Below are 19060 nucleotides of genomic sequence, written 5' to 3' on the forward strand. Positions count from 1 at the left end.
ACTCAGTTGAACGTCGGATCGGAACGGTCCAGATACTCGAATATGGCGTCGTCTTCATCAAAATCTATGTCCTCTTCCGGATCGACCTCACGACTCACAACGACGCTCTCCGGCAATGTCGCCCTGACTCTCCTGGCCATTTCCTCCATACGATCCGCGAAGATCCGGAGGTCTTGATCTTCGAGATCCCCGAGTAGCGAGGTCTCGGCGAGTGAGTCGATCTGACCGAGTATTCGTCTTGCCGGGTTGTCGTCGGGCGCGAGATGCTCGCCGATGTAGCGAGCCAATGCCGAGGGAGTCGGATAGTCGAAGACGGCGGTCGCCGACAGCTTCACACCGGTCGCGGACTGCACTCGATTGCGGAACTCGACCGCGCCGAGCGAATCGAATCCCAGGTCGGCGAAGGCGGAGTCGGCGGGGATGTCGTCGGGAGAGCCGTGCCCGAGCACAGTGGCCGCGTGCGAGCGGATCGCGTCGAGGAACAGTCGTTCCTTGTCGGCGCGGCTGAGCCCGGCCGATTCAGCCAGCAGCTTCGAGACGGTACCCGAATCGCTGTCGGAAGCTTGTCTGGTTACCCGGACCAGTCCGCGCAGCAGCGGCGGAATGTCGTCCACGTCGACAATCCGCCGGCGAATCGCCTCCAGTTCCATGGGGGCAGGCACGGTCGACGGCAGACCCGTGGCCATCGCCGCATCGAACAGGGCCATGCCCTTGGCGTCCGAAATCGGCGCGAAACCGCCACGCCGCAATCGCTCGAGATCCGCGTCCCGCAGGTGCCCGGTCATCCCGGTGGGCCGCTCCCAGACGCCCCAGGCCATGGCGGTCGCCGGCAAGCCGAGCCGCTGGCGGTGGTGCGCCAAGCCGTCCAGAAAGGCGTTCGCCGCCGCGTAATTCGCTTGGCCGGGACTGCCGAGCACCCCCGCCACCGAGGAGTACATGACGAACGCGTCCAACGGCAGATCGCGAGTCGCCTCGTGCAGATTCCACGTGGCATCCACCTTGGGCAGCAGCGCCCGCTCGACATGCCCCGGCGTCTGCGACGAGAAGACCGCGTCGTCCACCACACCCGCTACCTGAACGACTGCCGTCAGCGGGTGCGACCGATCGATACCCGCCACCAGTGATCGGACCGCGGCAGGGTTCGCCATGTCGCAGGCGACCACCTCGACCCGCGCGCTCAGTTCCGACAATCGCGACGCCAATTCGCCGACCCCCAGGGCGGCAGGCCCGCGGCGTGAAGTCAGCACCAGATGGCGCACACCGCACTCGGCCACCAAATGTTCGGCCAGCCTGCCTCCGAGACCACCGGTGCCACCGGATATGAGCACGGTCCCCTCGGGGTTGCGGCTCCTCGGTATCGACAGGACGTTCTTTCCGACGTGTCTGGCCTGACTCAGGAACCGGCATGCCTCCGGCGCCTGACGCACATCCCACACCGTGACCGGCACCGGCCGCAACGCACCGGTGTCGAACAGGTCGGCCACCTCGACCAAGATTTCGTGAATCCGGTCGGCGCCCGCCTCTGGCAGCATGAACGCGCGGTATTCGACGCCGGGATACCGCGCGGTGATCTGCTCCGCCTCGCGGATATCGGTGACGCCCATTTCGATGAATCGGCCACCGCGTGACAGCAGTTCCAGCGAGGCGTCGATCTTGTCGCCGGTCAGCGAATTGAGAACCACGTCGACTCCCGAGCCGCCGGTGTTCCGGAGGAATTCGGCGGAGAAATCGGTGCTCCGGGTATCGCCGATCCGATCATCGGAAAATCCCGCGGCACGCAGGACATCCCATTTCGGAACGCTCGCCGTCACGTAGAGATCCAGTCCCCAATGGCGCGCCAGCTGCACAGCGGCCATACCGACACCGCCGGTCGCCGAATGCACCAACACCGACTCGCCCGGCGACGCCTGCGCCAGATCCCGCAGCGCGTAGACCGCGGTCGCGAACACGACGGGCACTCCGGCCGCTTCTTCGAACGTCAGCACTTCGGGAAGACGAACCATCATCCGCTGATCCGCCACCACCGTCGACCCGATCCCCGCGAAGATGCCCATCACCCGATCGCCGGGCGTCAGATCCACCACATCGTCGGCCACCTCGAGCACCACACCGGCACCCTCGCTACCGACCGGAGTGTCCGCAATCGGGTACATCTCCAACGCGATCAGCACATCACGGAAATTCAGGCCGACCGCACGCAAGCCGACCCGAACCTCACCCGCCCGCAACGACGCAGGCGACGAATCATGGGAAGCGGCGATCATGTTGTCGCCGTGCAACGTCCCTCGCCCTCGCGTCACCAGCTGCCAATCGCCGCCGGCGGTGACAAGCTCCGCGGAGCCGAGGACATCTGCGCCGACTCGTACCAGCCGTGGCACGAGTACCTCCCCGTCCCGCACGGCACTCTGATGTTCGCCGCCATGCGAAATCGCGGCGACGACCCCGGTGCGGTATTCCGCAGGATCCCCGACATCGACCAGGACGATCCGTCCGGGGTTCTCGTTCTGGGCACTGCGGACCAGCCCCCACACGGCGGCGCCCACCAGATCATCGACATCCTCGACGCGATGCGTCGCGACCGCACCCGAGGTGACCACGACGGCCGGCGGCGAATCCACCCCCTGCAAGTTCTGCAACAGCGCCAGGACGTCGGTCACACCGGTGCGCACCTGTCGGGCGCCCTCCGCACCGATCTCGGCGAAGAAGCACCGCGCCACCAGGTATTCCCGGCCGTGGACTACGCACCGCTCCAACGGCAGGCCGGTCTCGTCGGCAACGGTCGTCCACTCACCCTGCGGCACAACGGCTTCCTTGGACGGAGCCGCCAACCAGTTGGTCGTGAACAGTGCGTCACCGACCGAAAAGCGCTGCGCCGCCGCACCGAACGAGGCGGGTGAAACATCTCGAACCGTCAGCGCTCCCACCCGCGCCACCGGTCCCCCCGCCGGATCGGACAACTCGATCTCGACACGATCGGAACCCGCGACCCGCAGTCGAACCCGCAGATCGGTGGCGCCGACAGCCGACAGCGAAACGTCCTCCCAGGAGAACGGCAGGCGGACATCTCCGGCGGCGGTTCCGGCACCGAGCGCACCCGTGACCAGCAGCGCGTGCAGTGCGGAATCCAGCAGTGCCGGATGAATGCCGAACCCTTCCACCTCCGCCCGCGCATGCTCCGGCATGCTCACCTCGGCAAACGTCTCGTCCCCACGACGCCACACCGACCGGAGACCCCGGAAGACCGATCCGTATTCGTACCCCGCCTCGGCCAGATCTTCGTACACCTCACCCAGCGGGACCGCCGACGCACCAGCGGGTGGCCACTGCGCCGAATCGCCCGAACTTCCGAAACCCTTACTCTCCGAACGCAATACGCCCGTCGCGTGGCACACCCATGGCGCACCCGAGCCGTGGCCGGGGACCTGGGGGCGGGAGAACACCGTCACCGACCGCTGCCCGGACCCCGTCGGCTCGTCGACGGCGACCTGCAGCTCGACCGCGCCCGAGTCCGGCACCACCAAGGGCGCCTGCAAGATCAGCTCCTCCACTACCGGAGCCTGCACCACACTGCCTGCGTGCAGCGCCAACTCCACGAACGCCGTCCCCGGCAGCAAGATCGCACCACCCACCCGATGGTCGGCCAGCCACGGATGCGTCTGCAACCCCAACCGCCCCGACAGCAACACCCCGCCACCGGCGGCCAGATCGACCACCGCACCCAACATCGGATGACCCGCCGCGGATAGACCGGCCGCGCCGACATCTGTAGTCGTACTCTCGTTCAGCCAGAACGACTTTCGCTGAAAGGCGTACGTCGGCAGGTCGACCCGCCCGGCACCGGTCCCCGCGAAGACAGCCGACCAATCCACACCGACACCGACCACATACGCCTCCGCCACACCGGTGACGAAAGCCGTGTCGGCATCACGGTTCAGCCGGAGAATCGACGTGACGACCTGTGGTGGCGTGGCGTCGCCCGCAGCCGCGAGACTTTCCCGCGTCATCACGGAAAGCGCGGTGCCGGGGCCGATTTCGAGGAAACTGCCGGCGTTGCCACCTCGGCCCAGGTATTGGGCGCCCGACATGAATCGGACGGGGTCGCGCAGATGCCGAACCCAGTAGTCCGGTGAACCGAGCTGGGTGGGGTCCGCGGGCTTTCCGGTGAGGTTGGAGACGACTTCGATGCCGGGCGCGTGAAAATCGAGGCCGCGGCAGACCGCGGCGAATTCGGCCAGGACGGGGTCCATTCGCCGGGAATGGAAGGCGTGGCTGGTTCGTAGTCGCTTCGTCTGTGTTCCGGCGGCTGCCAGCGCCTCTTCGAATTCTCCGACCGCGTCGTCGTCGCCGGAGACGACCACCGAGGTGGGTGCGTTCACCGCCGCTATGCCGAGCCTGTCTCCGTAATCCGCCAGCAAGGGTGCCACGAAATCCTCCGCCGCCGATACCGACATCATCGAACCGCCGGCGGGCAGGGATTGCATGAGCCGACCGCGTGCGGCTACCAGGGTGCAGGCATCCTTCAGCGGCAGGACACCGGCGATATGGGCGGCGGTGATCTCGCCCAGCGAATGCCCCATCGCACAGTCCGGCCGCACATTCCAGGAATCGAGCAGCCGGAAGAGCGCCACCTCCACCGCGAACAGCGCGGCCTGCGTATACACGGTCTGATGCAGCAACTCGGCGGTGCCGGAGCCGGGGTCGGCGAAGATCACCTCGCGCAGCGAAGTCTCGAGTTCTCCGTCGAACTCGGCACAGATGGCGTCGAACGCCTTGGTATAGACCGGATACCGATCCCAGAGCAGGCGCCCCATACCCGACGATTGGCTGCCCTGGCCCGGGAACAGAAAAACGGTCTTGGCCCCGACCGTCGTACGGCCGGTCACGAGTCCGGGCGCGGTGGCGTCCTGGGCCAAGGCCGTGAGTCCGGCGACGAGTTCGTCCTTGTCCCTGCCCAGAACGACAGCCCGGTGATCGAACGTGGATCGCGTCGTCACCAGCGAATAGCCGATATCGACCGGGTCCAGCCCGGGGTGTCGCTCCACGTGAGCCAGCAGTTTCGCGGCCTGCGCGGTCAACGCGGCAGCACTCTTGGCCGAAATCACCCACGGAACGACCGGCACCGCAACACGGTCGGGCCCGCCCCTATTCGCCATCGACACCCGGCCGACCCTCCCCGACCAACTCCAGGAAAATCGACACCCAATCCTGGAGCAGCGACCTTGCCTCCGCTGCGTCGATCCGGGCGGCGTGGTAGATCACCCGGAACGAGATCTCGGCGCCGGGAATCACCATCACCCAGAGCGGGACGTTCGATCGGAGGTGAACGTCGACATCCTCGAACGACACATCGGCGAAGCCGACGTCCAGACCTTCGTATGCGTGGACCGCGACCGACACCGCGGTCTCGAACAGTGGACGCCCCGCGGGCACGCCCGACCACTGCGCCAGGTCAGGCGGTGCGACATGCTCGAAACTCCTGAGCGAGGTGACATGGGACTGGAGTTGTCGCAGCCATTCTCCGGTGGGAACCGACGGATCGAAGTGAACGCGCAGCGGGACCACGTTCGAGAACGCACCGACGATCTGCTCCATGCCGGCCGAGGGACCGAACCTCCCGGATACGGCCGCGCCGATGGTGACGTCCGATTCGCCGCTGTGCCGCTCGACGACGCCTGCCCACGCCCCGTAGGCCGCGGTCGCCAAAGTTACGCGCTGAGCACGCAGGCTTTCGGTGACGTGTGCCGTCTGCGCGGCGGTGAGTCCGACGGCGACAACCGGCTGCGCGTCTCCCTCCCCGGAGGCTGCGGGGGCTTCCGCGGGACGAATCTCCTTCAGCGCGTTGGACCTCATGCCGTTCAGCTCGGCGCGCCAGAACTCCTCGGCGGAATCGCCGTCGAGTTCGTGAACCCACGAAATGTAGTCCCGGAACGGCCGAGCGGCCTTCGGCGCGCTCAGTCTTCCCGCCTTCAGACCTTGGTATCGGGCGGCGGTTTCCGCGACGACCATGGCGAAAGATGTGCCGTCGAGGAGCATCCGATGATGCGTCCACACGATTCGGTGGCGGTCCTCGGATACCTTGACGATCGTGATCCGAACGAGGGGCGCCGAGGCGAGGTCGAAGCCCTGCCCCCGATCCCGGGCAATGAATTCGCTCTCGCGCTTCCCCCCATCGTGGCTGTCCGATGCCGTCACGTCTTCGACGACGAACGGAATTGTCGCGCTGCGGCGAACCACCTGAACAGGCTCGGCATCCCCGTTCCACGCGATCGACGTTCTCAAGGCAGGGTGCCGGTCGACCACCCGCTGTGTCGCATCGCGAAACAGTTCGACGTCGAGTGGGCCGACCAACGTCGCCACCAACTGTTCGAGGAAGACACCGGCGCCCCCGTCTGCGAGCACGTATCGCAGCGTGTCCTTCTGTACCGGAGACAGCGGATAGATATCTTCGATCTCGCTGACGGGCACGGGTGTTCCCGGTCGATGTCCGCTCAGCTGACCGGCGATCCCGGTGAGTTCGCGGTCGGTGAACTTCGCCGGTGTGCCTGTGTCGGCGACCGAATCCGCCGCTTGCGCATCGGGTGTGGCCGCGCTCTCGCTGCCCTCACTCGACAACGACCGCTCGTACACGGCCCGCGCCAGCAATCGGATCGTCTGATTCTCCAACAGATCCTGTGGTTCGATATCCGCCCCGGACTCCAGCGCTCGTCGGACGAATCCGACGGCCATGAGCGAATCGACGCCGAGATCGAAGAAGTTCGTGTCGAGATCGAGGTGGTCTACACCGATCACTTCGTTCGCGATCTCGCTGAGCATGATCTCGATCGCCCGGACGCCGCCCACGTCTTCGGCGTTCTCGCTCGGGGCCGAGACCCGTCCGGACACGTCCCGCTTCGGTTCGGTGGCGTCGGCTCCTCCTGAGTCGCCGGTGACAACGTGGGCGGCGTCGATCCAATAGCGGTCACGTGCGAACGGATACGCCGGCAACGAAGCCCAGCGCGGAGCGGCGCCCGAATACCGCGGGGACCAATCGATACCCACTCCGGCAGTCCACAGCAGGCCGAGTGCGCCGAGGAAGACGTCGTGATCGTTCGCGTTCTCCGACGGTCGGCGCATGAGGCGCACAACGTGATTGTCCTCGGTCCAGCTCTGGTGCCGCTTCACGGATGCGCTCAGCGATCCGCCGGGTCCGACCTCCACGAACACGTAGCCTGCCGTGTCCAGGGCATGTTCGATATTGTCCTTGAACCGGACGGTAGCGCGGATACTCTGCGCCCACGTGGCCGGATCGGTCGCTTCCACCGCTGACATCCACGAACCGGATCTGTTCGACAACAACGGGATCTTCGGTTCGGCGAGCGGCAGGTCCCGGAGTGCATCGTGGAACTTCGGCACCACTGGCTCCATCAGGCCCGAATGGAATGCGTGCGAGACATCCAATCGGCGGGTCAGAATTCCCCGGCCCGCCGACCAGCGTTCGAACTCCTCGATGCGCGGAGTCGACCCCGATACCACGCATTGGTGCGGGTCGTTGATCGCGGCGACATCCAGCTCCGGCCCCAGCCCGTCCTCGATCCCGCCGACCGCAGACGCGACAGCGAGCATCGCGCCCATCGGCGCGGCATGCATCAGCTCAGCGCGCGCGACCACAGCCCGGATCGCCGTGCCGAGATCGAAGACACCGGCTACCGTGCCTGCCACATATTCACCGATGCTGTGCCCGACCAACGCCGCGGGCCGGACGCCGTACGACTCCAGGAGCTTCGCCAAGGCGTACTCGACGCTGAAGATCGCCGGCTGCGCGTAGCAGGTCCGGTTCAATTGCGTGGTGTCCGAGCCGAATACCGCCGAGCGAATATCGCGACCCGACAGTCTGTGGAACTCGTCGACACAACGGTTGAAGGTCTCGGCGAAAACCGGCTCCGATTCCACCAGGTCCCGGGCCATCCCCAGGTGCTGAGTTCCTTGGCCGGGGAACAGGAAGGCAACCGCTGCGTCCGGGTCGAGCACGATCTTGGGCTCGTTTCCGCGACCGGCCAAGGCCTGCGTCGCCGAAGCCCGGTCGTTCACCACGGTGGCCACTCGCACCTGATGGGGCTTTCGTCCCTTGTCGAGGGTGTACGCCACATCGAGAAGGTCGAGTTCCGGGCTCGAATTCAGGTGCGCGGCCAGGCGCCCTTGTGATTCCACGAGGGCCTCATGGGTGTGCGCCGACAGCAACAGCACCTGCGGCCCGGAACGGGACGGCGCAGCGGCGACGACGGGGGCCTCCTGCACCACGACGTGCGCGTTCGTTCCGCCCACTCCGAACGAACTCACGCCGGCGTATCGAAGGCCGTCCCAATCCCACGGGCGATACTCTGTCGGTGCCACGAAAGGACTGCGATCGAGCCGCAGTTCGGGATTGGGCTTTTCGAAATGCAGCGTCGGCGGAATCGCTCGGTTCTTCAGGCACAGTACGGTCTTGATCAGACCGACTACACCCGATGCCACCTCGAGGTGTCCGATATTGGACTTGACGGAGCCTATATAGCATGGCGCCGACCGCTGTTTCCTCGATATCTCGAAAGCCCGGCGCAGTGCGTCCAGCTCGATGGGGTCTCCCAGCGGCGTCCCGGTGCCGTGGGCTTCGATATAGCTGATATCGGACGAGTCGACACCGGCGACAGCCTGTGCTTCGGCGATGACGTCCGCCTGGGCCGCGACATTGGGCGCTGTGAACGCCATCTTCCGGGACCCGTCGTTGTTGACGGCGGAACCGGCGATCACCGCGTGGACGGTGTCATTCGCCGCCAGCGCGTCCTCGAGCCTCTTCAGAACCACGATGCCTGCACCGCTACCGAAGACGGTACCGTCGGCCCTGGCATCGAAGGGCCGGCAATGTCCGCTCGCCGATGCCATGGATCCCGGTTCGTAGAAGTATCCGACGTGGTGCGGTATCCGAAGCGATACGGCGCCCGCGAGCGCCATGTCACATTCGTTCGACAGCAGGCTCTGACACGCCATGTGCACAGCCACCAGGGAAGAGGAGCACGCCGTCTGCACGGTCAGGCTGGGGCCTCGGAGATTGAACTGGTGGGACAGCCTGGTTGCCAGATAGTCCTTGTCGTTGTGAATCAATAGGTTGAGCAGCTCTGCGTTCGCTCCCTGAGCGATCGATTCGCGCAGGTCACCGTGCGAAAGCAGGTTGTGCAGCAGGTAACCGCTGGCCGCGCTGCTGCCGAACACTCCTATCGCGCCGTCGTACCGGTACGGATCACAGCAGGCGTCCTCGAGCGCCTTCCAGGCCGTCTGCAAGAACATCCGGTGTTGCGGATCCATGATCCGTGCCGCTCGCGGCGTGAACCCGAAGAATTCGGCGTCGAACTTGTCGATGTCTGCCAGAATCGGGGCACGCCGCACATAATTCGGACGTTTGAACACCGCTTCCGGAACTCCCGACCCGATCAGCGTATCGTCGGAGATATCGATAATGGATTCGCGACCATGACGAAGATTTTCCCAAAATTCTTCCACTGACTCGGCGCCGGGAAATTTCCCGGCGATACCGACGATCGCAATCGAGTTCTCGATACCGGAATCGGCCGCTACTGTCACCTTACTCACGCAATCCTATTCTCCGCCGCGCGACCGTCGTGCCCGTGCGCTTCGGCGAGCGTGCGCACGTGCTATCGGCCGATTATGTGTTTCGTCGTTCTCATTCGAATGCTCGGACAGGCTCAACCCGAGCTGACCGGCGATGTCCTGTACCAGATCATGCAATGATGCGCCCTGCAACAGCAGTCCAACCGACGGTTCCACCCCGAAATCCCTTCGGCACGCATTCTTGATACGTATCGCCATCAGCGAATCCATTCCCACCGAAAACAGTGAAGCACTCGCATCGAGTCCGACCGACGACGTCGCGCCGACTATGGCGTTCAGACGGGAGGCCAATCGTTCCGCTATTGCCTTGCGCGCCTCGTCGGGGCCCATTTTCCGCAGACCGTCCGGGCCGATCCATTCTTCCGATACGTCCGCATGATCGAATTCTTGGATCACCTCCCCGAAATAGGCCAGCTGTTTCAGCTCCGGAAGATCCCGCGCACGATCCAGCCGCAGCCGCGCGACTCCGATACGCGCCGGGTTGTGGGCCAGCAGCGTTCCGAACGCCTCGACACCTTCCGCCGGAGTGAGCGGGTCGACTACAGGAAGGACTACCGACGTCGCCAATCCGACACCCGACCATTGGCCCCAATTGATCACCGATGCCGGTGCGCCCTGCGCGCGGCGCCATCGAACGAAAGCGTCGAGCCACGCGTTCGCCCCGGCATAGGCTGCCTGGCCAGGCGATCCGAGCATCGCGGCCATCGATGAGAAGGCGATCCACCAATCCATGTCCCGGCCGACGGTGGCGTGGTGCAGGGCCACCGCACCGGCCACTTTCGGTCGCCACACCTTCGTCAAGCTCTCGTCGTCCAGCGAGAGGAATATTCCGTCGTCGAGCACGCCGGCAGCGTGAATCAGACCCCGCAACGGCCGACCGGTCTGCTCGGCGGCCGCGACGAGTCTGTCCGCGGTCGTGGCGGCCGAAACGTCGCCGAGTTCGACGACCACTTCGGCGCTGCCGCCGAACTCCGCCAGCAGCGCCGCTACTTCGTCGGATGGCGCGGACCGGCCGTTGAGAACCACGCGGCCGGCACCCTGTTCCACCAGCCATCGCGCGATGCTGAGTCCCAGCCCGCCGAGGCCGCCGGTGATGATGTACGAGCCGTCGGTTCGCACCGTATTGCCCGGAACGTCTGAGCCGAGTTGCGCTCTCGCGAGTGTTTCCACATATCTGAGACCGCGACGCAGGGCGACCGTATCGTCTCCGGCGCTTGCCCTCAGTTCGGACAACAGTTCCGCGGCACCGTCGGCACCGGGGTCGAGATCGATGAGCGTCGCGTGCAATTCCGAATGCTCGAACGCGAGCGTCCGGATCACCCCGCGCAGTGCCCCGACCCCGGGGTCGCCGACTTCGTCATCGTGAACAGCAAGGCCGCCCCGAGCCACCAGCCACAGACGTGGCGATTGCTCGGCGGGGTGCTGAACGATCGTCCGAACAATGGACGACAAGTGCCGCAGCCACCCCTGTGCGCGCGCGATTCCCACCGCGGTGGCTGCCTCCCGCGGCCCGGCGGGATCGAGGAAGATCACTATCCCGGCCGGGGAAGTGCCTTCACCCTCCGCGGCCGACTCGTATGCCGCGAGCAATGATCGCTCGTCCGCGAGCGTAGCGGGGAGAACCCGCCCCTGATTCTCGCCGATCGCGGCGGCGACGGCCGACGCGGACGATGACCAGTTGTCGCCGTCGGTCACCAGGATCCAGCTGCTCCCATCGAACGAACTCGCCGGTGCCGTCGGTGGTTTCGCTGTCCATCGGGTGTCGAAGACCTTGTGCCCGATCGGAAGATCCAGCCTCCGGGAGGTCACTTTCCTCAAGGAGATACCGGTGAATTCCGCCACCGACCGGCCGGCCTCGTTCACGAGCTGGACCGATGCCTGGACACTGCGGTCCACATCGTCGGACTGCCGTAGCCGTACGCGGCAGCCGACTGCGTGGCCGATCGGTTCGAAGATCCGGAAAGACTCGATCGATCGCGGCAGATAGGTGGCGTCCGCAGACAGCGTCGAAGAGGTGTCACTCAGCGCGGCGCCGATGCTCTGCAGGGCAGCGTCGAGGATGACCGGATGCGCCGTGAATCGAAGGTTCTGCGGAGCGGAGGCCGGGAGTTCGATCATGGTGGAAGCCTTTCCCCCGCCATGCCGTTCGATCCTGGTCAACGCCGCGAAAGCCGGCCCGTGCAGTTGGCCGGATTGCCTCAACAGGGCATAGAGCGCCGACACCGGCACCGTCTTCGTGGAAGTCCCCGGCTCGCCGGCCATATCGACGGGAGCCCGGTCGCGATCGCCGGTCACATCATCGACGCGACTCACCACTGCCCCGGCGTGCCGGAGCCAGTCGCCGTCAACCGACTGCGAGAAGATCTCGATCTCGGCCGTTCGATCAGCAGCCCGCCAGGTCAGGTGCGTGGTCAGGGTCAAGTGCTGGTCGAGCACGAGCATGTTGTCGACGGTGAAATCGTGCAGCTCCAGTTGTTCGGATCCGAGACCGAATACGTCACCGGCAGCACCCAGACACATATCGACGAACACCGCGGCCGGCATCACCGGCATTCCGTGCACCCGGTGATCGTTCAGCCACGGATGCCGTTCGGTACCGGCATCGACACTCCAGACGTGGGTGCCGGTGCGCGGGACACCAACGTTTCGGCCGAGCAGTGGGTGACCGCCGGTATCCACGACGGGCGCTCGATCGGCCGTCCAGAAGTTCTGATGTGCCCACGGCGCGGCCGGGACATCGACGAATCGACCTGTGTCGGGGCCGAGTTCGCCGAATGCCGGCTCGAGCGCGGACAAGACGCGCTCGAGTTGAGAACGAAACTCCTCGGTTTCATCCTGATCGCGCTTCATGGAGTAATTCACCATGAACTCTTCTCCCGCCAGCACCGACTCGAGCGTGTCGGTGACCGGTGAGGCGAGCAGCGGATGCGGAGACATCTCGGTGAAGAGCCGATACCCGTCGGCAGCCGCGGCCGACAAGGCTCGGTGGAACTGCACGGGCCGGCGCAGGTTGTCGACCCAGTACTGGGGATCGAACAGCGGCGTCTCCAGCGGGTCGGCCGAGGTCGCAGAGTAGTACCCGCCTTCCGGCTCTTGTCTTTTCGCCACCCCCGCGAGGCGCTGGCGCAGATCGCCGAGCAGATTGTCCACCTGGGGGCTGTGGCTCGCCACATCACATTTGATGGACCAGACCGGAATCGACTCCTTCTCGGCCCGCGCCATCAGGTCGGCCAGCTCGGTTTCGTCGCCGGAGACGATCGTCTGGCTCGGTGCCGCGAGCACGGCGATATCCAGGCCGCGGTATCCGCGGATCAGTGCGGCGCAGTCGGCCGAGCTGAGCGACAGCATCGCCATCGCGCCTCGGCCCGCGTTTCGCTGCAGCAGCAGGGAGCGACGACAGATGACGCGCACCCCGGTCTGTACGTCGATAGCGCCAACAACGACCGCCGCGGCGATCTCCCCCATGGAATGACCGATTACGGCGCCGGGTGTGACCCCGTACGAACGCCAGAGCGCCGCGAGCGCGACCTGAATACCGAACAGTGCGGGTTGAATTTGCGAGATTCCGCTGAATTCTTCGCCGCGGCTCAGCATGTCACGAAGATCGAAATCCACTTCGGCGGCGATCAGCGAACTCACCCGCGAGATTTCTGCGGCGAAGACGGGCTCGTCCGCCATCAGCCGCTGACCCATCCCGGCCCACTGCGATCCCTGGCCCGAGAACAACCACACCGGCCGCAGCCCGCTCCGGAACCGTCGATGCACCACGGCGCCATCGGCTTCCGGCCGGGACAGTTGCCGAAGCCTGCGGGTAATCGTGGCCCGGTCCCGGCCTGCCACCACAGCTTGATGCCGATAGCTCGCCCGTGTCCGGTTGACGGTGTGGGCGATATCGTCGATCGAAACCTTCGCCCCGTCGCCTGCCATCCAGTTTGCGAGGGCATCGGCCTCGGCGGCAATCCGTTCCGGCGTCTTCCCCGTCAGGCGCAATGCCGTGACGGGACGTTCCAGCACCGCTGTCAGCGGCACTTCCGGTGCCTGTTCCACGATCACGTGCGCATTGGTGCCGGAAATGCCGAAGGACGACACCCCGGCACGACGCGGGTGATCGGCGACCGGCCATTTCGTGCAATCGGTCGGAACGAAATACCGCGATCCCGACGCGTCTATCTGCGGATTCCACTCGTTGAAATGATTGTTGGGCGGAATCGCGTCGTTGTAGAGCGCCAGACTCGCCTTGATCAGCCCGGCCACCCCGGCCGCTGCCTCGAGATGACCCAGGTTCGTCTTCACCGCACCCAGCGCGCAACTGATACCCGCGGCGCCGTAGGACCGACGTATCGCATCGAACTCGATGGGATCGCCGAGCGGCGTTCCAGTGCCGTGTGTTTCGATCAAACCCACAGTCCCCGGCGGGACATCGGCCGATGCCAGTGCCTGACGGATCAGATCGGCTTGCGCAGCCCTGCTCGGGGCAGTGAGCCCGTTCGTCGGTCCGTCGTGGTTCACCGCCGATCCGCGGATGACGGAAATGATGCGATTGTTGTCGCGCACCGCATCGGACAGGCGTTTGAGCACGACGACACCGCAACCCTCGCTCCGGACGAATCCGTCGGCTTCGCTGTCGAACGCCCGGCACCTGCCCGTCGGCGACAAGGCAGACCATCGCGACATCGCCAGCCCCGCGTAGGGCGCCAGATTCAGCTGCACGCCACCGGCGAGGGCCAGGTCGCTTTCGCCCGACCGCAGGCTCTGACACGCGAGGTGGATGGCGACCAGCGAAGAAGAGCAGGCCGTATCGACCGTGAAAGACGGCCCGTGAAGACCCAGCAGATACGAGATACGCCCGGCGGCGGTGCTGTGGGTGTTTCCGGTAGCCATATGCGCGACAGGCTCACTGCGCCGCTCGATATTGACGATCGTATAATCCCAGCTCGTCATCCCGACAATCACAGCAGTCCGGCTGTTGCCGAGAGCGTCGGAGCGAATTCCGGAATTCTGAATCGACTCCCAAGCGACTTCGAGAAGTACCCGCTGTTGCGGATCCATGGCCGTAGCCTCGGCGCTGGATATACCGAAAAATTCAGCGTCGAACCCAGCGGGATCATCGATGAATCCGCCCCAGTTCATCGAACTGCTCTCGGGAATTCCCGGATGCCGTTCGTACTGCTCGCGAATATTCCAGCGCCCCGCCGGCACTTCGGTGATCGCATCCCGTTTTTCCATCAGGGAATCCCAGTAACTACCGGAATCGGTGATGCGCCCGGGGAACCTGCAACCAACGCCGATGAGCGCTACAGCGTCCGTTTCCGCCGACGTGGATACGTTCACATCCTCGGCAGCGAGCGCACGGCGTAGCGCAGCCTTGGTTGCCGGAGAAAGCTTTTTTAACAGCGATTCCGCGCCGGGCTGCATCAGTGGGCTACACCGGCATCGATCTTTGGATTAGAATCGTTGAACATAGTCATCCCCTCCGAGCCATGAATTGCACTTCTCCCGCGTGACTTCGACGCTCCTCGCCCCGAGTCCCCTTACTTTGGAAGCTACCAGCTACGTAGGACCGGAGCTTCTCCGCCTAATGTGAGATAAGTCACACTCGCTTGAGGTGATGGTGGCCTCCGTGAAGCCTGGGGAGCAATTCGTCCACTCGGATCGGCAGGGGGCCGCCATACCTGGCGCAGGTTTATTTCAGCATGTCAGCATGCATCTTCAGAGGTCAGACCAGTCCAGCAGCGACGTGGCGGCCCCGGACTGCAGGCCGCCGGTCCGGCCGCCGGCGAGCGCGACCCGGGAGCATGTGGTTACGACCACCAATACCCTTGCACCCCATCGCAATTGGCTTTCCGCGCGGCACCTTCGCAAGCATCCCGCAATCCACGTGATCGCCCTGGACCGACCCGCGCACCCCTCGAACCCAACATATCGGCGGACATACGTTTTGCGCATGAACGGCCGGATCACGAAGACACTCATATCAGTGCGATACGCCGAAGAAAAGGATGGTAAAGAACAATGACGATCGTCACCCAGAAATGGCGTAAAGGCACACCCATCACTTCAGGATGGGATTACACGGTGAAGCATCCGATCGTTGCGATGGTCTACACATACGTCGCATTCGGATCCGATTACCGGCGTTTCTATGCCGACCTGAAAGACGTGCGCGGTCTGGTCGACGGCGCCGAGGTCCTCGATATTCCGTGCGGCGGCGGTGCGGTATTCCCGCAACTGGCCGGCACCACACCGAAGCGATACATCGGCGCCGACGTCTCCCCGGCGATGCTCACGCTCGCCGCCAAAGAAGCAGAGAAATCCGCAATCGGGAACCTCGAGTTGGTCGAACGCGACGTGGTGACACTTCCCTACGATTCGGAATTCGACCTCTGCCTGAGTTACATGGGCCTGCATTGCATGCCCGATCCGGCGGGTGCGATAGCCGCTGTCGGGCGCGCGCTACGCCCGGGCGGTGTATTGCGCGGAAGTACGGTTCTCACCGGTAAGGGCCGGAAGAACGATCTCTTCGTGTCACTGTGGCAACGGCGCGGGATCTTCGCCGACGTCTACCCGGAGAACGAGCTTCGTCAATGGCTTCAAGCGGCCGGCCTCGATCAGATCACCATCAATTGTTCGGGCGCAATCGCATATTTCTCGGCAACCAAGCCGGGGCGCGACTGATCATATAGCCGTCCGCCGATAGCTCCCGCCCCGAGAGGACCCGCATTGTTTCACCGGATCACACAACTGGCTGTCGCCGCACCACGACGAGTCGTCGCCGTCACGATGGCGCTCTTTGTCGGCGCGGCGATATTCGGCATCCCGGCGGTGGGGAGCCTGTCAGCGGGCGGCTTCAATGATCCGGAGTCGGATTCGGCCAGGGCGACCCGGCTACTGACGGACAAGTTCGGCGTCAGCGATCAGCAGTTGCTGATCGTGGTGACCGCCCCCGACGGTGCCCGCAGTGAACAAGGTCGACAGGTCGCCATCGATGTCGTCGACCATATGAAACGGTCGCCGCACGTCATGGACCTGTCGTCGGCGTGGACCTCGCCCGAGCAGGCAGCGGCGGCCATGGTCAGCAAAGACGGCAGGTCCGGGCTGATCGTGGCCAATCTCGCGGGCTCGGAGAACGACGCGGAGCACTACGCGAAGACCCTGTCCGACGAAGTGGCGCGCGACAGGGGCGACGTCACCGTGCGCGCCGGCGGCACGCCACTGGCCTACGCGCAAGTCAACGAGCAGAGCCAGCACGACCTGCTTCTGATGGAGGCCATCGCGATTCCGCTGAGCTTCGTTGCGCTGGTGTGGGTGTTCGGCGGGCTGTTGGCGGCGGCCTTGCCGGTCGCCGTCGGATTGATCGCCATCGTCGGTTCGTTGTCGGTGCTCAGGCTGATCACCTTCGGCACCGAGGTGTCGACCTTTGCTCTCAACCTGGCGACCGCGCTGGGATTCGCCCTGGCGATCGACTACACCTTGCTGATCATCAGTCGCTACCGCGACGAAGTGGCCGACGGCGCCACCGGCAACGCCGCGCTGTTCCGGACCATGGCCACCGCGGGCCGCACCGTGGCGTTCTCCGCGATCACCGTCGCACTGTCCATGTCGGTGCTGGCGGTGTTCCCGATGTATTTCCTGAGGTCGTTCGCGTACGCGGGCGTGTCCATCGTCGCCTTCGCGGCGATTGCGGCGATCGTAGTGTCACCGGCGGTCATCGTCCTGCTGGGGCACAGACTGGATGCCCTGGATGTGCGGCGCCTGGCTCGCCGCCTGCTGGGCAGACCCGATCCCGTGCCCACACCGATCGAGCAGTCGTTCTGGTACCGCTCGACCAAGCGCGTCATGCGCCACGCCATACCGATCGGTCTGGCTGTGATCGCACTCCTACTGCTGCTCGGATCTCCCGCCATCGGCATGAAATGGGGATTCTCGGACGACCGCCTGCTCCCGGATTCCATGTCGGCGCATCAGGTGGGTGACCAGTTACGCAGCGAGTTCGCCATCGATCCCGCGGCGTCGATCCCCATCGTCATCCCTGACGCGTCCGGCCTGGAACAGGCCGACCTGGAGCGTTACGCCGCAAACCTCTCTCTCGTGCCCGACGTCGCCGCGGTGGCCGCCCCGACCGGCTCGTTCGCGGGAGGCATGAAAGTGGGGCCACCGGCCGATCTGGCCGGCTTGGCCGAGGGCAGCGGGTTTCTCACGGTCTTCAGCACCGCACCGATGAGCACTGACGCCTCCGACACACAGTTGGACAGGATTCACGATGTGGCGGGCCCGGCGGGCCGATCGGTACAGATATCCGGACTCGCGCAAATCAACCGCGACAGCGTGGATGCCATCACCTCACGGTTGCCGCTGGTGCTCGGGTTGATCGCCGGCCTCACCTTCGCGCTGCTCTTCCTGCTCACCGGAAGTGTCGTGCTCCCGGTGAAGGCGTTGATCCTCAACGTGTTGTCACTGACGGCGACGTTCGGCGCGCTCGTATGGATCTTCCAAGACGGCAACCTCGGAGCCCTGGGAACCACGCCCACCGGAACCCTGGTCGCCAGCATGCCGGTGATGTTGTTCTGCATCGCATTCGGCCTATCGATGGACTATGAGGTGTTCTTGGTCTCGCGGTTCCGCGAACATTGGGAGACCTCCGACCACAGCACTCAGGCCAACGACGAGGGCGTGGCGCTGGGCGTAGCCCGAACCGGACGGGTGATCACCGCCGCCGCGCTGCTCATGGCGATCTCATTCGGCGCGCTGACAGCCTCGCAAGTGCCATTCATGAGGATGTTCGGCCTCGGGCTCACCCTGGCGGTGCTGATGGATGCGACACTGATACGCACTGTGCTGGTGCCTGCGGCGATGCACGTGATGGGCCGCGCCAATTGGTGGGCTCCGAAACCCCTTGCCGCACTGCATGATCGAATCGGAATCAGCGAATCTCGCTAGACGTACCGGATTCGCTGCCGGTGTCACCACGTGATGCCGTCTCGGTTTCGGCGTAACACGCCGGTCCGGCGGCGAGCCGATCCAGTGTGCCCGGATGTGCTAGTCCTACCGGGGTTTCGACGAGCTTCGTACCGAGCAGTGGATCTGCTCGTGAAGATGTACTCACAACCCACCCGGTCGAACGCTACCCGAGACGCGAGCACGTCCCCGATGCTGACACGGCTCCCCGACCACTCTTTTTAGAGGGACTTTCTACTCTATTTGCCTATCGGTAACTGTGATGAGGTTGGGCCCGTCGAACGCTCCACCCCGCAGACAGTGAGGTGTTCAGGTGATGATTGCCCCTCGAGTTGCGTGTGCCGCCCACCCGGACATCGGCGACAGCGCAGCCGATATCACCACCGGTGGCGCCGTGCGCTACTTCGCCGATGCGACCACTGCGTCCTATGTCCGCGGGCGGACTCGATAGCTCATCGCGCCA

Annotated in this window: 6 protein-coding genes; 3 read left to right on the forward strand and 3 right to left on the reverse strand. The window is 64.9% G+C overall.

Annotation, left to right across the window (positions count from 1 at the left end):
• Window positions 1-2 precede the first annotated feature (2 nt).
• The 3 genes from ACWGCN_RS02740 to ACWGCN_RS02750 are packed head-to-tail and all read right to left on the reverse strand — an operon-like array spanning window position 3 to window position 15057.
• Window positions 3-5120, reverse strand: a complete 5118-nt coding sequence (locus ACWGCN_RS02740) for an SDR family NAD(P)-dependent oxidoreductase (protein ID WP_452458165.1) — start codon at window positions 5118-5120, stop codon at window positions 3-5.
• Between the two features lie 22 nt (window positions 5121-5142).
• Window positions 5143-9603: a type I polyketide synthase gene (locus ACWGCN_RS02745; RefSeq protein WP_452458164.1), complete on the reverse strand. Its 4461-nt coding sequence runs from the start codon at window positions 9601-9603 to the stop codon at window positions 5143-5145.
• A gap of 6 nt (window positions 9604-9609) precedes the next feature.
• Window positions 9610-15057 (reverse strand): type I polyketide synthase, encoded by a 5448-nt coding sequence (locus ACWGCN_RS02750; RefSeq protein ID WP_452458163.1) that lies wholly within the window; start codon window positions 15055-15057, stop codon window positions 9610-9612.
• A gap of 597 nt (window positions 15058-15654) precedes the next feature.
• Between ACWGCN_RS02750 and ACWGCN_RS02755 the strand changes: the two genes are divergently transcribed.
• The 3 genes from ACWGCN_RS02755 to ACWGCN_RS02765 all read left to right on the forward strand — a co-directional run bounded on the left by ACWGCN_RS02755 (window position 15655) and on the right by ACWGCN_RS02765 (window position 19048).
• Window positions 15655-16317, forward strand: a complete 663-nt coding sequence (locus ACWGCN_RS02755) for a class I SAM-dependent methyltransferase (protein ID WP_378989570.1) — start codon at window positions 15655-15657, stop codon at window positions 16315-16317.
• Between the two features lie 45 nt (window positions 16318-16362).
• The gene (locus ACWGCN_RS02760) at window positions 16363-18579 is read left to right on the forward strand and encodes an MMPL family transporter (RefSeq protein WP_387446760.1); all 2217 of its coding nucleotides are present in this window, start codon (window positions 16363-16365) and stop codon (window positions 18577-18579) included.
• 334 nt (window positions 18580-18913) lie between these two features.
• Window positions 18914-19048 (forward strand): hypothetical protein, encoded by a 135-nt coding sequence (locus ACWGCN_RS02765; RefSeq protein WP_452458162.1) that lies wholly within the window; start codon window positions 18914-18916, stop codon window positions 19046-19048.
• Window positions 19049-19060 lie beyond the last annotated feature (12 nt).

Source organism: Nocardia sp. NPDC055050, from assembly GCF_053608345.1.